This window comes from Nocardia sp. NPDC056064, assembly GCF_042266925.1.
Taxonomy (GTDB): Bacteria; Actinomycetota; Actinomycetes; order Mycobacteriales; family Mycobacteriaceae; genus Nocardia.
In genome coordinates, this window is the sequence record NZ_JBHJWO010000001.1 from 5,014,750 (window position 1) to 5,033,195 (window position 18,446).

An 18,446-nucleotide genomic window follows, 5' to 3' on the forward strand; every position below is an offset into this window, starting at 1 on the left:
GGCTACACCTGCCTGCGCAGCCGCAGGCCGCGCGGGGTTACGGCGAAACCGGCCTCGACGAGGAAATCGGCGAAGGTGTTGCCGTGCACGGTGTCACCGTTCACCTTGTCGATCACCAGTGACTCCACGCGCCGCTCGTGCACCAGCCCGGCCAGCGCCATGGCTCCCGCCCGGCGCAGGCCGGGGTCCTCGGTGAAGGTGAGCAGAGTCTTGCCGCCGCGCTCGAGGTAGAGCACGAGTTCGCCGCCGACGAGTACCACCAGCGCGCCCGCCTTGCGGCCCGGCCGGTGCCCGCCATCGGCCTCGCCCTTGGGCCACGGCAGCGCGGCACCGTACGGGTTCGCGGGATCGCAGGCCGCCAGCGCCAGTGTGGTCTCGGCGCGGACGGTACTGTGGTCGGTGTCGAAGGAGCGCAGCCGGTCGACGGTGTCGGTGGTGGAGAACTGGGCGCCGCCGAGGGTGTCGACGAAATAGCCGCGCCGGCAGCGGCCCCGGTCCTCGAATTCGGTGAGCACCCGGTACATCAGTGCGAACCCACCCGGCACACCCTCGTTCTGGACAGAGCCCCTGGTGAGTACGCCGTAGCGTTCGAGCAGCTGGTCGGCGGTCGCGTGGGCACGAACGGTGTTGTCCTGCACACGTTCCGGGAGGATGGACCAGCGCCCGGCGAGGGTGGGAGGACCCGAGCGGGTCGGCATCGCGGCGCGGGGCAGGTAGGCACGACCGCGTGGCGCACGACGCGGCGTGCGGTGCGCGGTGGTGGAGCGGGCGGTGCCGGAGAGCAGTGCGCGCACCGGGGCGAAGGTGTCACCGGAGACGTATCCGGCCCAGACCAGCTGCCAGAGCGCGTCACCGGCGGCCTTGTCGTCGAGCAGACCGGTGGCATCGGAGAGCTGGCGGAAGAAGTACGCGCCGCCGCCACTGAGCGTGGGCGGCAGGGAGGCCACCGCCGCGTCCCCGGCGACCGGCGCGGTGTCTGCGCGCACCGGATCGAGGCCGGCCTCGGCATCGGCTGGACCGGCGATGTGCGTCCGGCCGCTGCGGGCCCGGCTCGCGGGAGTGGCCTCGGTGTCGGGCGGATCGCCGGGGCGACGGACTTCGGGATGTGCGGTGGTGCCCTGGGTACCGGGTGCCACACTGTCGAGGTCGACCGGTGGGGCAGGCCGGGGGCGTGGCTCCAACTGGGCGCCCATCGCGGCCAGCAGGGACAGTTGGGTGTCGGTGGGGTCGATCGGGTCGGGCGGGGGCAGGGTGAAGGGGGCCTGGTCGGCCAGGTGCAGTGCGATCCAGCCGTCGCGGGCGGTGATGGCGCCGTGGCCGGACCAGATCACCTCGCCGGTGGCCATGAGTTCGTCGAGGTAGGCCGGGGTGTAGTCGCGCACGCGCATCGGCAGGATGAGTGACTCCCAGGCCGAGGCCGGAATCGGCACGCCCGCGAGCTGTTCCACGACCGTGGCCACGCCGTCGATGCCGCGCAGTTCGCCGGAGCCGACATGCTGCCAGGCGGGCAGGAAGCGGGCGAAGGCGGCGGTGGCGACGGGCTCGACCTCGTGCCGCGCCGCGGCCAGGGAGCGGCGGCGCAGGCGGCGCAGGATCTGCGCGTCACACCATTCGGTGCCCGCGGTCTCGGGGGTGAATTCCCCTTCCACCACGCGTTTCTCGGCCAGCAGCCGGTGCAGTGCGGTGGTCGCCACCGCCGTGCCGAGACCGAATCTGGCGGCCACGTCGGCGGTGGTGAAGGGAGCGTGGGTGCGGGCGTAGCGGCCGACGAGGTCGCCGAGCGGATCGGGCACCGGTTCGATGAATGCCTGCGGCACCCCGATCGGCAGGGGCACGCCGAGCGCGTCACGCAGTCGTGCCGCGTCCTCGATCGCCACCCACCATGTCTTCCCCGCGAACGAAACCTCCAGTGCGCGGCGGGAATCCCGCAGTTCCGCGAACCAGGCCGGTGCGTCGGATTCGGCGAGCGTCACCTGGCCGGGCTCGGTGCCGTTCGATTCCGGTGCGGGATCGCTCGCCTCAGTGGCAGGCGGGGTTGCTCGGCCGCCTACGGAGGGGTCGTCGGACGTAGCCGTGCCGGCCTCCGCCGTGGCGTTCCCGGAACGCGGGACGCAGCGGGCGGCGGCTTCGGTGGGGGTGAGGGGACCGAGGAGTCGCAGCAGGTCGGCCAGGCCCTCGGCGTCGCGAGCATGGCGTTCGGGGGTGAGGCGCTGGAGTTCGCGTTCGGTCAGGATGAGAACGGCGGGGTCGAGGAGTTCGCGCAGTTCCACGCGGCCGAGGAGTTCGGCGAGCAGGCTGGAGTCCAGGGCGAGGGCGGCGGCGCGGCGCTCGGCCAGGGGGCTGTCGCCGTCGTAGAGGAACTGGCCGATGTAGGAGAACAGCAGGGCATTGGCGAACGGGGACGGGGTGGCGGTCTCGACATCGATCAGGCGGATCTCGCGGCGGGCCAGTCTGGTCAGCAGGTCGCGCAGCGAGGGCAGGTCGTAGACGTCGCGCAGGCATTCGCGCACGGTCTCCAGCAGGATCGGGAACTGCGGGAATTTGCGTGCCACATCCAGCAATTGGGCCGAGCGCTGGCGCTGCTGCCACAGGGGCGCGCGTTTGCCCGGGTCGCGGCGCGGCAGCAGCAGCGCGCGGGCGGCACATTCACGGAAGCGGGAGGCGAACAGTGCCGAGCCGCCGACCTGCTCGGTGACGATGTCGTCGATCTCGTCGGGCTCGAAGACGAACAGCTCCGCGCCGGGTGGTTCGTCGGTGGTGTCGGGCAGGCGCACCACGATGCCGTCGTCGGAGGCCGTCGGCGCGGCATCCACGCCGAACCGTTCCTGCAAGCGCGCGCCCACCGCCAGCGCCCACGGCGCGTGCACCGGGGTACCGAACGGCGAGTGCAGCACCAGCCGCCAGTCCCCGAGCTCGTCCCGGAACCGCTCGACGATCAAGGTGCGATCCGTCGGCAACTGCCCCGTCGCCCCGCGCTGTTCCTCCAGCAGCCCCACCAGATTCGCCGTCGCGTTCTGGTCCAGCCCGGCGGTCCGCACCATCTGATCGAGCCGCATCGCGGGCTTGCCTAGTTCGGCCACCGCCGCCTCCGCGCCCATCCCCGCGACGATGCGCGTCAGATCATCGGCGGGCACCTGACCCGCCGACCGCACGAATTCACCCAGCGCCGCGCCCAATTCGGCGGGGCGGCCCAAGCCGTCGCCGTGCCAGAACGGCAGGCGGCCGGGCAGGCCGAAGGCCGGGGAGACGAGCACGCGGTCGAAGGTGATCTCCTCGATGCGCCAGCTGGTGGCGCCGAGGGCGAACACATCGCCCACCCGGGACTCGTAGACCATCTCCTCGTCGAGTTCGCCCACCCGCGAAGCCTTTTCGCCCACCATGAACACCGCGAACATGCCACGGTCGGGGATGGCGCCGCCGGAGGTGACGGCCAGGCGCTGGGCACCGGGGCGGCCGGTGAGGGTGCCCGCGTCGCGGTCCCACACCACGCGGGGGCGCAGCTCGGCGAACTCGTCGGAGGGGTAGCGCCCGGCCAGCAGGTCGAGCACGGATTCGTACGCCGAGCGGGGCAGGGCGGCGTAGCTGCCGGTGGCGCGGACGGTGTCGAACCAGCCGTCCACATCGAGGGGTTCCAGCGCGCAGGCGGCCACGGTCTGCTGGGCCAGGATGTCGAGCGGATGGGTGGGGATCTGGAGCAGTTCGATCTCGCCGGTGAGCATGCGCTGGGCGGCGACGGTGCAGTGGATGACATCGGTGCGGTGCTTGGGGAACAGCACACCCCGCGACACCTCACCCACCTGATGCCCGGCCCGCCCCACCCGCTGCAACCCACTGGCCACCGACGGCGGCGCCTCGACCTGCACCACCAGATCCACCGCGCCCATGTCGATGCCGAGCTCGAGACTGCTCGTGGCGACCACACAGCGCAGCCGCCCGCTCTTGAGGTCGTCCTCGATGATCGCGCGCTGCTCCTTGCTGACCGACCCGTGATGCGCTCTGGCCAGCAGATGATCGGCGCCGTGGATGACCTCGGTCGAGGGACCCAGCTGGGCGGGTGGCGCGTGCTCGGTCTCCACCGGCTCGCCCAGCCGTGTCGCGTAGGCCTCGTTGAGCCGGGCGGTGAGCCGTTCGGCCAGGCGCCGCGAGTTCGCGAACACGATCGAGGAGCGGTGCTCGAGCACCAGGTCGACGATCGCCTCGTCGACATGCGGCCAGATGGACCCGGGCTGATCGGACTCCTCGGGCGCGGTCATGTCCGCCACCGGCACCCGCACCGACAGGTCGAAGGTCTTGGGCGCGGGCGGGCGCACGATGGTGATGGGCGCCGAACCGACCAGGAACCGCCCCACCTCCTCGGCGGGCCGCACCGTCGCCGAGAGCCCGATGCGCTGGGCCGGGTGCTCGGTGAGCTGGTCGAGCCGGGCCAGCGACAACGCCAGATGCGCACCACGCTTGGTGCCCGCGATGGCGTGCACCTCGTCGACGATCACCGTGTGCACCCGGGCGAGGGTTTCCCGCGCGGCGGAGGTGAGCAGCAGGAACAGCGACTCGGGCGTGGTGATGAGGATGTCGGGCGGGGTGCGCTGCATGGCGCGGCGCTGGGCCGGGGTGGTGTCGCCGGAACGCACGCCGACCGAGATCGCCGGCGGCTCCAGGCCGAGCCGTTTGGCCGTCTGGGTGACACCCACCAGCGGCGCCCGCAGATTGCGCTCCACGTCGACGGCCAGGGCCTTCAACGGCGACACGTAGAGCACGGAGGTACCCGGCGTCTCCGGTGGTTCACGGGTGGCCAGCTGATCGATCGCCCACAGGAACGCCGACAGCGTCTTTCCCGACCCGGTGGGCGCGATGACCAGCGTGTTCTCCCCGTCGGCGATGGCTTTCCACGCGCCGAGCTGCGCGGCGGTGGGCCCGGCGAAGGCGCCGTCGAACCACTGCGCGGTGGCGGGGGAGAAGCGATCCATGGGTTCCAGTGTGCACCGGCCCACCGACAGATCCGGTGAACCGCGAAAACGCTGGTCACGAGCGTCCCCCGGCGCGAAGGGTGTGCGGGGTCACACCGTGATCCGTGCCGCAGCTACGCTGAACTCTCGTGCAAACGGTGCTGAGAGTCGACCTGGTCGGCCATGGCCTTACCGAGGCGGTACGTAAGGCGCGATTCCCTGTTGACGAACCCCTGGACGAGTCGGGGCTGGCCGCGCTGCGCGGCTGTTCGCCGCTGACCGGCGCGCGCGTGCGCACCGGCCCGGAGCGGCGCGCCCGCGCGACCGCCGAGGCGCTGGGACTGGTCGGCGAGCAGGACGACCGATTACGGGATCTGGACGCGGGCTCGTGGCGCGGCAGCGAGATGGGCGCGCTGGCACAGGATCAGCTCTTCGCATGGCTGACCGACCCGGAATTCCGCGGGCACGGTGGCGAATCGGTGACCGACCTGGTGGAACGGGTGCGGTTCTGGCTGGCCGAGATCGCCTCGGCCGGACACGACACGATCGCGGTGACCCATCCCGCGGTGATCAGGGCCGCACTGCTGGTGGTGCTCGACGCGCCCCCGAAGTCGTTCTGGCGCATCGATGTTCCGCCCGCCGGTATCACCCGGCTGCATCACCGGGGCAACTGGACGCTGCGCCTGGGCGCCGGCTAGCGGACCCGGAAACGACGAAGGCCCCGGAGTCGAAACTCCGGGGCCTTCGTCGTAGTAGCGGGAACAGGATTTGAACCTGCGACCTCTGGGTTATGAGCCCAGCGAGCTACCGAGCTGCTCCATCCCGCGTCGTAAACACCACTGTACACGTGGTGGCGGGAATGGCGAAATCGGCTGGCTGATCAGCCGAAATGAATGCCCTGGGCCAGCGGCAGCTCGGTGGAGTAGTTGACGGTGTTGGTGGCCCGGCGCATGTAGGCCTTCCAGGAGTCGGACCCGGATTCGCGCCCGCCGCCGGTGTGCTTCTCACCGCCGAAGGCCCCGCCGATCTCCGCACCGGAGGTGCCGATGTTGACATTGGCGATGCCGCAGTCGGATTCGGCCAGGAACAGCTCCGCCTCGCGCTGGTCGCGGGTGAAGATCGCCGAGGACAGGCCCTGGGTCACATCGTTGTTGAGCGCGATGGCGGTGTCGATGTCGTCATAGGTGAGCACGTAGAGGATCGGCGCGAAGGTCTCCTCGCGCACGAGCGCGGTCTGGGTGGGCATACGCACCACGGCGGGCCGCACGTAATAGGCGTCGGGGCCGATGATCTCGACGCGTTCGCCACCGCACAGGTTCTCGCCACCGTCGGCTTCGGCGCGCGTGAGCGCCTCCTGCATCGCGGTGTAGGAGCGTTCGCTGATCAGTGGGCCGACGAGCACGCCGTCGTCGAGCGGATTGCCCACGGGCAGCTGGTTGTACGCGGCGGTGAGCCGGTCGACCAGCTCGTCGGCGATCGAGCGGTGCGCGATCAACCGGCGCAGCGAGGTGCACCGCTGACCCGCCGTCCCCGCGGCCGCGAAGACGATGCCGCGCACCGCCAGATCCAGATCGGCACTGGGCGCGACGATCGCGGCGTTGTTGCCACCCAGTTCCAGCAGACAGCGACCGAAGCGGGCCGCCACCCGCGGCGCCACCGCGGCACCCATCGGCACCGACCCGGTGGCACTGAGCAGCGCCACGCGCGGATCGTCGACCAGCACCGCGCCCACCTGCGCGCCGCCCAGAACCAGCTGGTGCACTTCGGGATCGGCGCCCACCTCGACCGCCGCGCGACGCAGGAGAGTGTGGCAGGCCAGCGCGGTCAGCGGGGTGGTGTCCGACGGCTTCCACACCACGGTGTCACCGCAGACCAGCGCGATGGCGGTGTTCCACGCCCAGACCGCGACCGGGAAGTTGAACGCCGAGATCACCCCGACCACGCCGAGCGGATGCCAGGTCTCCATGAGCCGGTGCCCGGGGCGCTCGGAAGGCATTGTCGCGCCGTAGAGCTGGCGCGACAGGCCGATCGCGAACTCGCAGACATCGATCATCTCCTGCACTTCGCCCAGGGCCTCGGCGCCGATCTTGCCCGCCTCCAGCGTCACCAGTTCGGCCAGCTCGCGCTGGTGGCTGACGAGTAGCTCGGCGAGTCTGCGTACCAGCGCGGCCCGCACCGGCGCGGGGACCGTGCGCCAGCCCTGGAACGCCCCGGCGGCGCGGCCGATCGCGGTGTCGACGGTGGTGGGTGTGTCGGGGGTCAGCGAGAGCAGCACGCCGCCGGAGATCGGGGTGCGGGCCTGCAGGGCACCGGGTTCGGGGACGCTCGCGCCGAGTCCGTGCAGCAGGGCCCTTGCCCGCAGCGCCAGCTGTTCGGAGAAGTGCTCGGTCACGGTGTCGATCATCTTGCTCACCTTCTGCTGGTTGGTACGACTCACGGAAAAGTTCGGCGAATTTCGGTGGGGAACAGAAAGAAGTTTTCCCCGCGCAACCCCCGCGCTGCGTTAGCCTTCGCTGATGGCGGATTCACCGGCTAGACCCCAGCTCGACGACATCGACCGACTATTGATCAGGGAACTGATGACCGATGGTCGCGCCACGTTGTCGAATCTGGCGGAGAAGGCCAGCCTCTCGGTCTCGGCGGTGCAGTCGCGGGTGCGCAGACTCGAAGCGCGCGGGGTGATCCGCGGATACGCGGCCCATGTCGATCCCGAGGCGCTCGGGCACCTGTTGTCGGCGTTCGTCGCGATCACTCCTCTCGACCCCTCCCAGCCCGATGACGCGCCCGCATTGTTGCAGCACATTCCCGGCATCGAGGCGTGCCACTCGGTGGCGGGCGAGGAGAGTTACGTCCTGCTGGTGCGGGTGGCCTCGCCGCGGCATCTCGAGCAGTTGCTCGCCGAGATCAGGGCCACCGCCAATGTGCGCACGCGCAGCACCATCATTCTGCAGACATTCTACGACAGGTAACGATTCTTCGTAATTGTTCCGCCATTGCGTAGAGGTTCCGTAAATATTTGCGTACCCTCGGCAGTGTGACCATCGAACTGGAGCGCCCCGGCGCGGCGGTCACCCCCGCCAACCGGGTCAGTGAAATCCTGTCCTCGCACATCCTCGCGGACGGCTTCGATCTTGTGCTCGACCTGCACAAGTCCCACGGCCGCACGCTCATCGACGAACGCGACGGCACCGCCTACCTGGACATGTTCGGCTTCTTCGCCTCCAATGCCTTGGGGATGAACCATCCCGCGCTGGCCGGCGACGAGCGTTTCCGCGCCGAGCTGGCCACGGCCGCCATGAACAAACCCAGCAACTCCGACATCTACACCGTCGCGATGGCCCGCTTCGTGGAGACCTTCGCCCGCGTCGTCGGCGATCCCCGGCTGCCGCACCTGTTCTTCGTCGACGGCGGTGCGCTGGCGGTGGAGAACGCGCTGAAGGTGGCCTTCGACTGGAAGTCGCGGCACAACGAACTGCACGGTCGCGCACCGGAACTCGGCACCAAGGTGCTGCACCTGACCGGCGCCTTCCACGGCCGCAGCGGCTACACGATGTCGCTCACCAACACCGATCCGGTCAAGACCGCCCGCTTCCCGAAGTTCGACTGGCCCCGCATCGACACCCCGCACACCTTCGCCGGGCCCGACATCGCGGCGCTCGAGGCCGCGTCGCTGGCCCAGGCCGAGCGGGCCTTCGCCGCGCATCCCCACGACATCGCCTGCTTCATCGCCGAACCGATCCAGGGCGAGGGCGGCGACCGGCATCTGCGCCCGCAGTTCCTCGGCGCCATGCAGCGGCTGTGTCACGCCAACGACGCGCTGTTCGTCCTCGACGAGGTGCAGACCGGGGTCGGGATGACCGGCACGACCTGGGCCTATCAGCAGCTCGGGGTGGAACCGGACGTGGTCGCGTTCGGGAAGAAGACCCAGGTCTGCGGGATCATGGCCGGTGGACGCGTGGACGAGATCGTCGACAATGTCTTCCGGGTGAGCTCGCGGCTCAACTCCACCTGGGGTGGCAATCTCACCGACATGGTGCGCACGCGGCGCATTCTCGAAGTGCTGGAACAGTACCGGGTGATCCAGCGGGTCGGCCCGCTCGGCGCGTTCCTGCTCGACCAGCTGGGCCAGCTCGCCGCCGCCCACCCGGACAAGGTCAGCGAGGTGCGTGGCCGCGGGCTGATGTGCGCGATCACCCTTGCCGACCACGACCTGCGCGAGCGGGTGGTGACGGCGATGCGGGAACGTCAGCATGTGCTGCTGCTCGGTTCCGGTGATCGCGGAATCCGGTTCCGGCCGCCGCTGACGGTCACCGAGGAGGAGCTGGAACGCGCGGTGGACGCGCTGGACGCGGTGCTGCTGCGGGAGAAGGGGTAGACCTCAGCTGGTGGGTGTGAGTCCCAGGGCACCCGCGACGAAGCGGTGGACCGAGGTGAGTCCGGCCGCGAGGGCCTCGTCCTCGCCCGGCCGGGCCCAGCCGGTGACGGTCGCGGTGTCGTCGGGGCCGGGAGTCACGCCGATCTCGGCGACCAGTTCGGCGGTCGTCGGCACGCACACCGCCCAGGAGAAGTGCGTCTCGTCGGCCCACTGCGCCGAGCGGGTCGTCACGTAGTCCGGATCGGTGATGCCGCCGTCGGCCAGGGCGGGCCGGTCGTCGATGCGCTCGTCGGCCCGCAGGGCACGCAGATACCAGGCGCCCGCGTTGATCTCGATCGGTTCCACGCCCAGCAGCCTAGAGGGCCGCGCCCTGCGCGACGACGCCCGTCCCCGTCCCGGAGGCGATCACCATGCTCTGACTTCTCAGGCGTCCAGAACCGGGGTCGGGTCGATGGTGGCGCCGAGGAGGGTGTGGACGGCGGTGCGGCCCAGGTCGAGGGCGCGGGCCAGGAGATCGGTGTCGCGGGCGGCGCTGTCGACGGGTGGGGCGGCGGCGGGCGGGTGGATCTGGAGGACGCGGTCGCCGAGGTCGGCCAGGAAGCGGTCTTCGACGGCCTGCTGGCCGGGGCGCTGCGACCAGGCCCGGTAGGCGCCGGGCGCGACGGCGCGCATGTAGCCGCCGCCGACCACGCGGTGCAGCAGGGGAGCGGGTGGGCGGAGCTCGTCGGTGCGGCGGGTGCGCAGGACCAGGGCGTGGGTGGCGCCCGCGCGTATCGCCGTGCGGATCGGGACGGTTTCGGTGAGGCCGCCGTCGAAGTAGCTGCTGTCGCCGAGGGGGACGGGTGGACCGGCCAGCAGGGGCAGGCCCGCGGAGGCCCGTAGCGCGGTCAGCAGGGTGGTTTTGTCGACGATGTGGGGTGCGAGGTCCACCGACTGCCCGGTCCGGATATCCGTCGCGATCGGGTGCAGGGTGGTGGGGTTGGCCAGGATCGCCGCGAAGTCCATCGGCTCGATGCCGTCGTAGACCCGGTGCACGAGGTAGTGCAGATCGAAGACCGGCCGTCCGCGCAGCACCCGCACCGGGTCGACCACCCGGCGCATGATCGCCGGATCGGTCCACGACCGCATCCCCGTCGCCGCGCGCCCGCACAGCAGCCAGGCACCGTTGATCGCGCCCGCCGAGGTGCCGTACACCGCGTCGAAGATCCCCGCGAGGCCGAGTTCCTCGAGCGCCTGCACCATGCCGCTGGAGTACACCCCGCGACTGCCGCCACCCTCGATCACCAGGGCGAGCCGATGGCCGTCCGCGCGCAGGCCCGACGCGCGCCGCGCCTGGATCACCTCGGCGACGGTGGCCGGGGGCGTCGATGAATCCTGATCGTTCGAGACAGCGCTGGACACTCGTTCACGATAGGCCCGAACCGGGTGGACGCGCTGTCGGGGCGGTGGTCTTCAACCGCCGTTCATCCGCGCGACCCCGGCGCAACGCCGGGTCACGGGACCGATCCCGGCGTGGCCGGAAACAGCGAAGGGCGCCGGTAGGAAACCGGCGCCCTTCACGTGACCACGTTCTACTTGATCTCCGCCAGGACGGTGCCCTGGGTGATCGCCGCACCCGCCTCGACGGACAGCCCGGTGACCACACCGGCCTTGTGCGCGTTGACCGGGTTCTCCATCTTCATGGCCTCGAGCACCACGATCAGGTCGCCCGCCTCGACGGACTGACCCTCTTCGACGGCGACCTTGACCACGGTGCCCTGCATGGGCGCGGTGACCGCGTCACCGGAGGCCGCGCCGCCACCCGCGCCGCCGCGCTTGCGCGCCTTCGGCTTCTTGCGGACGACACCGTTACCGGCCGAACCGGCGGCGCCGCCACCGAGGGTGAACTGACCGGGCAGCGACACCTCGACGCGACGGCCACCGACCTCGACGACGACCTTCTGCCGGGGCAGATCCTCGTCGTCCTCGGCGGGCGCGCCACCGGGGGTGAACGGCTCGACGGTGTTCTTCCACTCGTTCTCGATCCACTTGGTGTAGACCTCGAAGGTCTCACCGTTGCCGACGAAGGCCGGATCCTCGACGATCGCGCGGTGGAACGGGATGACCGTGGCCAGACCGTCGACCTGGAACTCCGCCAGCGCGCGGCGGGCCCGCTGCAGCGCCTGCATGCGGTTCTCGCCGGTGACGATCAGCTTGGCCAGCATGGAGTCGAACTGACCGCCGATGACGCTGCCCGCGACCACACCGGAGTCGACGCGCACGCCGGGGCCGGTGGGCTCGGAGTAGACGGTGACCGGGCCGGGGGCGGGCAGGAAGCCGCGACCGGCGTCCTCCCCGTTGATCCGGAACTCGAAGGAGTGACCGCGCGGGGTGGGGTCTTCCTTGATCGAGAGCTCTTCGCCGTTGGCGATGGCGAACTGCTGACGCACCAGGTCGATGCCCGCGGTCTCCTCGGTGACCGGGTGCTCCACCTGCAGACGGGTGTTCACCTCGAGGAACGACACGGTCTCGCCCTGCACCAGGTACTCCACAGTGCCCGCGCCGTAGTAGCCGGCCTCGCGGCAGATGCGCTTGGCGGAGTCGTGGATCTTGGCGCGCACGTCGTCGGACAGGAACGGCGCGGGCGCCTCCTCGACGAGCTTCTGGAAGCGGCGCTGCAGCGAGCAGTCGCGGGTACCGGCGACGACGACATTGCCGTGCTGGTCGGCGATGACCTGGGCCTCGACGTGGCGGGCCTTGTCCAGGTACTGCTCGACGAAGCACTCGCCGCGGCCGAAGGCGGCGATGGCCTCACGGGTGGCCGACTCGAACAGCTCGGGGATCTCCTCGATGGTGTGCGCGACCTTCATGCCGCGGCCACCGCCACCGAACGCCGCCTTGATGGCGACCGGAACGCCGTACTCCTCGGCGAACGCGACGACCTCGTCGGCGTTCTTGACCGGGTCCTTGGTACCGGCGGCCATCGGCGCCTTGGCGCGCTCGGCGATGTGGCGCGCGGTGACCTTGTCGCCGAGGTCGCGGATGGACTGCGGCGAGGGGCCGATCCAGATGAGCCCGGCGTCGAGGACGGCCTGGGCGAAGTCGGCGTTCTCGGAGAGGAAGCCGTAACCCGGGTGGATCGCGTCGGCGCCGGACTTGGCCGCGGCGTCGAGGATCTTGTCGAACACGAGGTACGACTCGGCCGAGGTCTGACCGCCGAGGGCGAACGCCTCGTCGGCGAGCTTCACGAAGGGAGCGTCGGCATCGGGCTCGGCGTAGACCGCGACACTGGTGATTCCCGCGTCTTTGGCAGCCCGGATCACGCGGACCGCGATCTCGCCGCGGTTAGCTACGAGTACCTTCGTGATCCGTGCGCTGGCATGGCTGGGCACTGAGCCTCCTGTGTGCATTCTTTGGTCGCTTCGGGGGACGGGTCGCCGTACAGGCCCCGTGCCCGGGATCGACAACTTTCGTCTCGGGCGAGTGTAGGCAGTGTGCCAACCCAGCTCGAACTCGGCTAGCCCTACCGTCGAGTAGGTCGCAGGTCACACTACGCGCCGGGCTGTGATGTGAACATGTTTCAAATCATCTGGTTCGCCACGCCCGGCTCGGCGCCCTGGGTCACGGGCAGTCCGACCGAGTTGCCCCACTCGATCCACGACCCGTCGTAATTGCGCACTGACCTGCGGCCGAGCAGGAAGGTCAGGACGAACCAGGTGTGGCTGGACCGCTCGCCGACCCGGCTGTAGACCACCAGATCCGTCGCGGCCAGCTCGCCGTAGACCTCGTCGAGCTCGGCGCGCGAGCGGAATCGGCCGTCCGAAGTCGCCGCCGATGTCCAGGGGATGTTGACCGCGGTCGGCACGTGACCGCCGCGCAGCGTCGCGTACTCCTGCTTCAGCGGCTTGTCCTCGAGCTCGCCGGAGTACTCCTGGGCCGAGCGCACGTCCACCAGCGGGGCGCCGAGCCGGTCGAGCACCTCCTGGCGGAAGGCGCGCGCGGTGCTGTCGTCGCGTTCGACCTCGGGATAGTCGCCCGCGACCAGGTGGGGCAGGTCGAACGTGGTGTCGCGTTCCTCGGAGATCCACGCGTCGCGGCCGCCGTCGAGCAGGCGCACGTCCTCGTGCCCGAACAGGGTGAAGATCCAGGCGGTGTGCGCGGCCTGGGCGTTGCCGCGGTCGCCGTAGATCACCACGGTGTCGTCGCGGGCGATGCCCTTGGCGCGCATCAGCGCCGTGAAACGCGGTCCGTCGATGTAATCGCGGGTCACGGGGTCGCTGAGATCGCCACGCCAGTCGATCTTGACCGCGCCGGGGACATGCCCGATGTCATAGAGCAGGATGTCATCGTTGGACTCGATGATCTTCAAACCCGGCACGCCGATGTTTGCGGACAGCCATTCTGTGGTTACCAATCGATGCGGGGCTGCGTAGGAACCGAAGGCGGGGTGCGGATCCGGGGCGACGGGCACGGTGTGGTCCTTCACGCGAGTTGGGTGGGTGCGGCTGTAGCTGGGTCGCAGCCGATGGTAAGTGTGTGGTGGCGCATCACGAATCGACACAATGGACGAATAAAGCGCACTTGCGTCCGATAAAGTCTCTGGAGAGGAGGGGTGAGCTATGTCCGATTCTTGGCCGCGGCGGCGACTGCTCGCGATCCTACGTGGCGCCACCGAGCCCCTCGACGCCCAGGAACTGGCCAGGATCACCGGACAGCACGTCACCACCGTGCGCTTCCACCTCGACGTCCTCACCCGCGAATCGCTGGTGCGCCAGTTCCAGCAGCCGCCCCGCGGTCGCGGCCGCCCGCGCATCGGCTATCGCGCGGTCCAGCGATCGGTGGGATACCAGGAACTGGCCCAGGTGCTGGCCGACCATCTCGGCCCCGATCCGATCACCCGCTCGGCGGCCGCCGTGGAGGCGGGCCGTGCCTGGGGCGCGCGGATGGACATCGGCGCCCAGCCGGTGGAATCGCTGGCCGACGCGCGCGACATCACCATGTCGCTGATGTCGGAACTGGGATTCGCCCCGGAGAAGGACCCGGTCGGGGAGACCACCGAACACGTGGGAATCACCCTCACCGCCTGCCCGCTGCGCGAACTGGCCCGCTCGCACTCGGAGGTGGTGTGCGGCGTGCATCTGGGACTCATGCGCGAAGTGCTCGAGCGCAACGGCGCCCGCGGCCGGGTCGGGGTGCAGCTGCACCCGTTCACCGAGCCGGAACTGTGCACGGCCCGGCTCGAACTCACCTACGGCGAGGAAGTGGCCGCGCAGCCCGCCGGGGCCGCGCAACCGGCTGGGGAAGAACGGATGATCGCGCCCTCAGGCCCGCGCGTCCCGCCACAGCTGCGTGACACCGACGCCGACGTCTTCGAGCAGCCTGCGCAGCAGCGGTAGACCGATCCCGATCACGCTGGAGGGATCGCCGTCGATGCGGTCGACGAACCAGCCGCCCAGCCCGTCGAGGGTGAACGCGCCGGCGACCTGTAAGGGTTCACCGGTGGCGATGTAGGCGTCGAGCTCGTCGGGGCCGGGCTCGGCGAAATGCACGGTGGTGCCGCTGCACTCGGCGGCCTCACCGACGATCTCGCCCGCGCGCAGGCGCAGCACGCAGTGCCCGGTGAGCAGGTCGGCGCTGCGGCCGGCCATGCCCTTCCAGCGCGCCCGCGCCACCTCGGGGGTGTGCGGTTTGCCCTGGAGCTGCCCGTCGACGAGCAGCATGGAATCACAGCCGACGACCACACAGTCGTCGGCGAGTTCGGGAATCGTGGCGGCGACGTCGAGCGCCTTGGCACGTGCCAGGGCGACGACGATGCCCTCCGGAGACGTACCGGCGGGCAGCGCCGCGGCGACGGCGTCCTCGTCCACCCCGGAGACCCGCACGACGGGATCGATGCCCGCCGTGCGCAGCACTCCGAGCCGGGCGGGGGACGCCGACGCCAGAACCAGTCGGGTCACCCGCGTCAGCGCAGGTGCGACAGCATCGGATACGCGTACGGCGAGAACGGGGAGGTACCCCGGTGCATCAGCGTCGCGGTGCCCCAGCTGTCGCGCGGGCCGTTCTGGCCACCCGCGGGCGCCGAGGCGGCGGCCGCGGCGAGCACCGCCACGAGCGCGGCGATGTCCTGATCGGTGGGAGCGCCCTTGAGGATGCGGAACATCGGCTCGCCGACGGCGTCCGCGGGAACCTCGGCCACCGCGCTCACAGACAGTTCGACCTCTTCGACGAGCGGTTCGACGGCGAGCTCCAGCTCGGCGGCGGTCAACACGTCCTCTTCTGCCACAGTTGTCACAGTGCCAGATCCTTCCTGCCTCGTCCGGGAGATCTGCCCCGGGACGAAGCGTGATGCTTCGATGTCACAGCGCGGTAACCGCGATCATTCCCGGTAGGCGCGCGCCGATCAATAGTTGCGTCCTGGCAACCAGTGTGCGCGGCCTATCCGGGATATCGCGTTTTCAGAGCGGAATGTTGCCGTGTTTCTTGGGCGGCAGGCTCACCATCTTGCGTTCGAGCAGTCGCAGCGCCGACACGATCTGGCCCCGGGTGTGCGAGGGCGGGATGACCGCGTCGACGTATCCGCGCTCGGCGGCGACGTACGGGTTCACGAGGGTGTCCTCGTACTCGTTCTGCAGCTCGAGGCGCAGAGCGTCGACATCGGCGCCGTTGGCGGCCGCTTCCTTGAGCTGCTTGCGGTAGACGAAACCGACGGCTCCGGACGCACCCATCACGGCGATCTGCGCGGTGGGCCACGCGAGGTTCACATCGGCACCCATGTGCTTGGAACCCATCACGTCGTAGGCCCCGCCGTACGCCTTGCGGGTGATGATGGTGATCTTGCCCACAGTGGCCTCGCCGTAGGCGTAGAGCAGCTTCGCGCCACGGCGGATGATGCCGTTGTATTCCTGGCCGGTGCCGGGCAGGAAGCCGGGCACGTCCACCAGGGTGATGATCGGGACGTTGAAGGCGTCGCAGGTGCGCACGAAGCGTGCGGCCTTCTCCGAGGCGTCGATGTCGAGGCAGCCGGCGAACTGGGTCGGCTGGTTGGCCACGATGCCGACGCTGCGGCCGTCGACGCGACCGAAACCGCAGATGATGTTCATCGCGCGCTCGGCCTGCACCTCGAGGAACTCGTCGTCGTCGAGCAGACGGCGGATGACCTCGTGCATGTCGTAGGGCTGGTTCGGCGAGTCCGGGATGATCGTGTCGAGCTCGAGGTCCTCGTCGGTGAGGGATTCCTCGATCGCGCCGGTGATCGGGTCGCTGGGCTCGTGCCGCGGCGCCTCGGCGCGGTTGTTGCTGGGCAGGTAGCCGAGCAGGTCCTTGACGTAGTCGAGGGCGTCCTGCTCGCCGGAGGCCACGTAGTGGGCCACACCGGACTTGGTCATGTGGGTGTGCGCGCCACCCAGGTCCTCCATGGTGACCTCTTCACCGGTGACGGTCCTGATCACGTCGGGACCGGTGACGAACATCTGCGAGGTCTGGTCGACCATCACCACGAAGTCGGTGAGCGCGGGGGAGTACACGTGGCCACCGGCGGCGGGGCCCATGATCAGCGAGATCTGCGGGATCACGCCGGAGGCCTGCACATTGCGGTGGAAGATCTCGCCGTAGAGGCCCAGGGAGACGACGCCCTCCTGGATGCGCGCGCCCGCGCCCTCGTTGATGCCGACCAGCGGACGGCCCGTCTTGAGCGCCAGGTCCATGACCTTGACGATCTTCTCGCCGTAGACCTCGCCGAGGGAGCCACCGAACACGGTGACGTCCTGGGAGAAGATGCAGACGTCGCGGCCGTCGATGGTGCCGTAACCGGTCACCACGCCGTCACCGAGCGGGCGGTTGTTCTCCAGGCCGAAATTCACGCTGCGATGCTTGGCGAGGGCGTCGAGTTCGACGAAGGAGCCTTCGTCGAGCAGGGCCAGGATGCGTTCGCGGGCGGTCATCTTGCCCTTGGCATGCACCTTGTCGACCGCGGCCTCACCCATCGGGTGTTGCGCTTCTTCCAGCCGATTCCGCAGGTCAGCCAGCTTCCCGGCGGTGGTGTGGATATCGGGGGCGCCCGCCGATTCCGAGGCGGGCTGCTGCTGGACACTCGTCATGGGTTGCGAGTGTAGCCACCGACACGTCCGCGCACTACGGCAGTCTCGGCTACCGGTCAGTAGAGAAAACCGCAGCTAGCGGCGGTGGTGATCGTTCACGGCCGGGGCCTAGTAGCGTGCCGGGAATGAACAGGGCACCGATCGATACCCCGCGTCTGCGCAGCTCCGTCGCCGCGACGGCACCGTCGTTCTACGACCGCGTCGACGTGGTGGACTCGACCGGATCCACCAATGCCGATCTGGTCCTGCGCGCCGTCGATCGTTCCATCGACCGTCAGGCGCTGCTGGCCGAGGAGCAGGTGAGCGGGCGGGGCAGGCACCTGCGCGAATGGGTGAGCCCGCCGCGCGCGCAGCTGTCGATGTCGATCCTGGTCCGGCTGCCCGGTGTGGTGCCCGCGATCCTGGGCTGGCTGCCGCTGCTGGCCGGCGTGGCGGTGGTCGACGCGCTGCGCTCGGCGACCGGGCTGGAGCCCGAGCTGAAATGGCCCAACGACGTGCTGCTGGGCGGACGCAAGCTGGCCGGCATCCTGGCCGAGCTCGTCGCGGCCGGTGACACCCCCGGCGTGGTGACCGGGATCGGCCTCAATGTCGATCTCACCGAAGACGAACTGCCGGTCCCGCACGCCACCTCGCTGCTCCTGGCCGGGCTGCCCGAGGCCGACCGCACCGCGCTGGCCGCGGCGATCCTCACCGAGTTCGCCCGCCGGGTCACCGCCTGGCAGGACGCGGGCTGGGACACCACCGAGCTCGCCGACGCCTATCGCACCCGCTGCACCACCATCGGCCTCGACGTGCGCGCGGAACTGCCCGGCGGTGACGTGGTCACCGGCACGGCCACCGGCGTCGACGACAGCGGCAGGCTGATCATCGGCGAGCGGGCCGTGTCGGCGGGCGACGTGAGTCACCTGCGCGGTCAGTATTGATGGCGGCTGGCGCCGCGGGTTCGCGGCCCCTGGGGGGCCCGTCGGTCAGGCACCGAGGCTTGCTCCTTCGTCGCCTACGCCTCGGCACCTGACCGACGGGCCGGGCCGCGAACGGCCTCCCCAGGGGTCG

Annotated in this window: 14 protein-coding genes and 1 tRNA gene; 5 read left to right on the forward strand and 10 right to left on the reverse strand. The window is 70.1% G+C overall.

Annotated elements, in window-relative coordinates:
* Positions 1 to 2: 2 nt before the first annotated feature.
* Complete coding sequence (locus ACFC06_RS23230) at positions 3 to 4,964, reverse strand: DEAD/DEAH box helicase (RefSeq protein WP_375934795.1); 4,962 nt, start codon at positions 4,962 to 4,964, stop codon at positions 3 to 5.
* A gap of 128 nt (positions 4,965 to 5,092) precedes the next feature.
* Between ACFC06_RS23230 and ACFC06_RS23235 the strand changes: the two genes are divergently transcribed.
* Positions 5,093 to 5,641 (forward strand): histidine phosphatase family protein, encoded by a 549-nt coding sequence (locus ACFC06_RS23235; protein ID WP_375934798.1) that lies wholly within the window; start codon positions 5,093 to 5,095, stop codon positions 5,639 to 5,641.
* A gap of 55 nt (positions 5,642 to 5,696) precedes the next feature.
* Here ACFC06_RS23235 and ACFC06_RS23240 read toward each other — a convergent pair.
* Together ACFC06_RS23240 and ACFC06_RS23245 are read right to left on the reverse strand one after the other, a co-directional pair.
* Positions 5,697 to 5,770, reverse strand: a tRNA-Met gene (locus ACFC06_RS23240).
* Positions 5,771 to 5,823: 53 nt separating this feature from the next.
* Positions 5,824 to 7,347 carry an aldehyde dehydrogenase family protein gene (locus ACFC06_RS23245; protein ID WP_375934801.1) on the reverse strand — a complete coding sequence of 508 codons (1,524 nt, stop codon included), beginning with the start codon at positions 7,345 to 7,347 and terminating at the stop codon, positions 5,824 to 5,826.
* Between the two features lie 112 nt (positions 7,348 to 7,459).
* On the opposite strand from ACFC06_RS23245, the gene ACFC06_RS23250 reads away from it, so the two are divergent.
* Positions 7,460 to 7,912 (forward strand): Lrp/AsnC family transcriptional regulator, encoded by a 453-nt coding sequence (locus tag ACFC06_RS23250; protein WP_278265077.1) that lies wholly within the window; start codon positions 7,460 to 7,462, stop codon positions 7,910 to 7,912.
* Between the two features lie 65 nt (positions 7,913 to 7,977).
* Positions 7,978 to 9,318, forward strand: a complete 1,341-nt coding sequence (lat, locus tag ACFC06_RS23255) for an L-lysine 6-transaminase (protein WP_375934804.1) — start codon at positions 7,978 to 7,980, stop codon at positions 9,316 to 9,318.
* Positions 9,319 to 9,321: 3 nt separating this feature from the next.
* Here lat and ACFC06_RS23260 read toward each other — a convergent pair whose 3' ends face one another.
* The 4 genes from ACFC06_RS23260 to ACFC06_RS23275 form a co-directional block, all read right to left on the reverse strand.
* On the reverse strand, positions 9,322 to 9,663 hold the full coding sequence (locus ACFC06_RS23260) for a hypothetical protein (protein ID WP_375934807.1): 342 nt from the start codon (positions 9,661 to 9,663) through the stop codon (positions 9,322 to 9,324).
* A gap of 78 nt (positions 9,664 to 9,741) precedes the next feature.
* On the reverse strand, positions 9,742 to 10,719 hold the full coding sequence (locus ACFC06_RS23265) for a patatin family protein (protein ID WP_375934810.1): 978 nt from the start codon (positions 10,717 to 10,719) through the stop codon (positions 9,742 to 9,744).
* Positions 10,720 to 10,889: 170 nt separating this feature from the next.
* The gene (locus ACFC06_RS23270; RefSeq protein ID WP_375934813.1) at positions 10,890 to 12,689 is read right to left on the reverse strand and encodes an acetyl/propionyl/methylcrotonyl-CoA carboxylase subunit alpha; all 1,800 of its coding nucleotides are present in this window, start codon (positions 12,687 to 12,689) and stop codon (positions 10,890 to 10,892) included.
* A gap of 188 nt (positions 12,690 to 12,877) precedes the next feature.
* The gene (locus ACFC06_RS23275; protein ID WP_375935725.1) at positions 12,878 to 13,768 is read right to left on the reverse strand and encodes a sulfurtransferase; all 891 of its coding nucleotides are present in this window, start codon (positions 13,766 to 13,768) and stop codon (positions 12,878 to 12,880) included.
* 148 nt (positions 13,769 to 13,916) lie between these two features.
* Here ACFC06_RS23275 and ACFC06_RS23280 point away from each other — a divergent pair, with 148 nt between their 5' ends.
* Entirely contained in the window at positions 13,917 to 14,693 is a 777-nt protein-coding gene (locus ACFC06_RS23280) for a helix-turn-helix transcriptional regulator (protein ID WP_375934816.1), read from the forward strand.
* Here the strand turns inward: ACFC06_RS23280 and ACFC06_RS23285 are convergent.
* From ACFC06_RS23285 to ACFC06_RS23295, 3 genes are all read right to left on the reverse strand, one after another.
* Positions 14,619 to 15,254 (reverse strand): Maf family protein, encoded by a 636-nt coding sequence (locus tag ACFC06_RS23285; RefSeq protein ID WP_375934819.1) that lies wholly within the window; start codon positions 15,252 to 15,254, stop codon positions 14,619 to 14,621. The two genes, ACFC06_RS23280 and ACFC06_RS23285, sit on opposite strands and share 75 nt — an antisense overlap.
* Before the next feature lie 5 nt (positions 15,255 to 15,259).
* On the reverse strand, positions 15,260 to 15,589 hold the full coding sequence (locus tag ACFC06_RS23290) for an acyl-CoA carboxylase epsilon subunit (protein WP_375934822.1): 330 nt from the start codon (positions 15,587 to 15,589) through the stop codon (positions 15,260 to 15,262).
* A 163-nt stretch (positions 15,590 to 15,752) separates the two neighbouring features.
* Positions 15,753 to 17,393: an acyl-CoA carboxylase subunit beta gene (locus ACFC06_RS23295; protein WP_375934825.1), complete on the reverse strand. Its 1,641-nt coding sequence runs from the start codon at positions 17,391 to 17,393 to the stop codon at positions 15,753 to 15,755.
* A gap of 125 nt (positions 17,394 to 17,518) precedes the next feature.
* Here ACFC06_RS23295 and ACFC06_RS23300 point away from each other — a divergent pair, with 125 nt between their 5' ends.
* Entirely contained in the window at positions 17,519 to 18,316 is a 798-nt protein-coding gene (locus ACFC06_RS23300; RefSeq protein ID WP_375934828.1) for a biotin--[acetyl-CoA-carboxylase] ligase, read from the forward strand.
* The last annotated feature ends 130 nt before the right edge of the window (positions 18,317 to 18,446 follow it).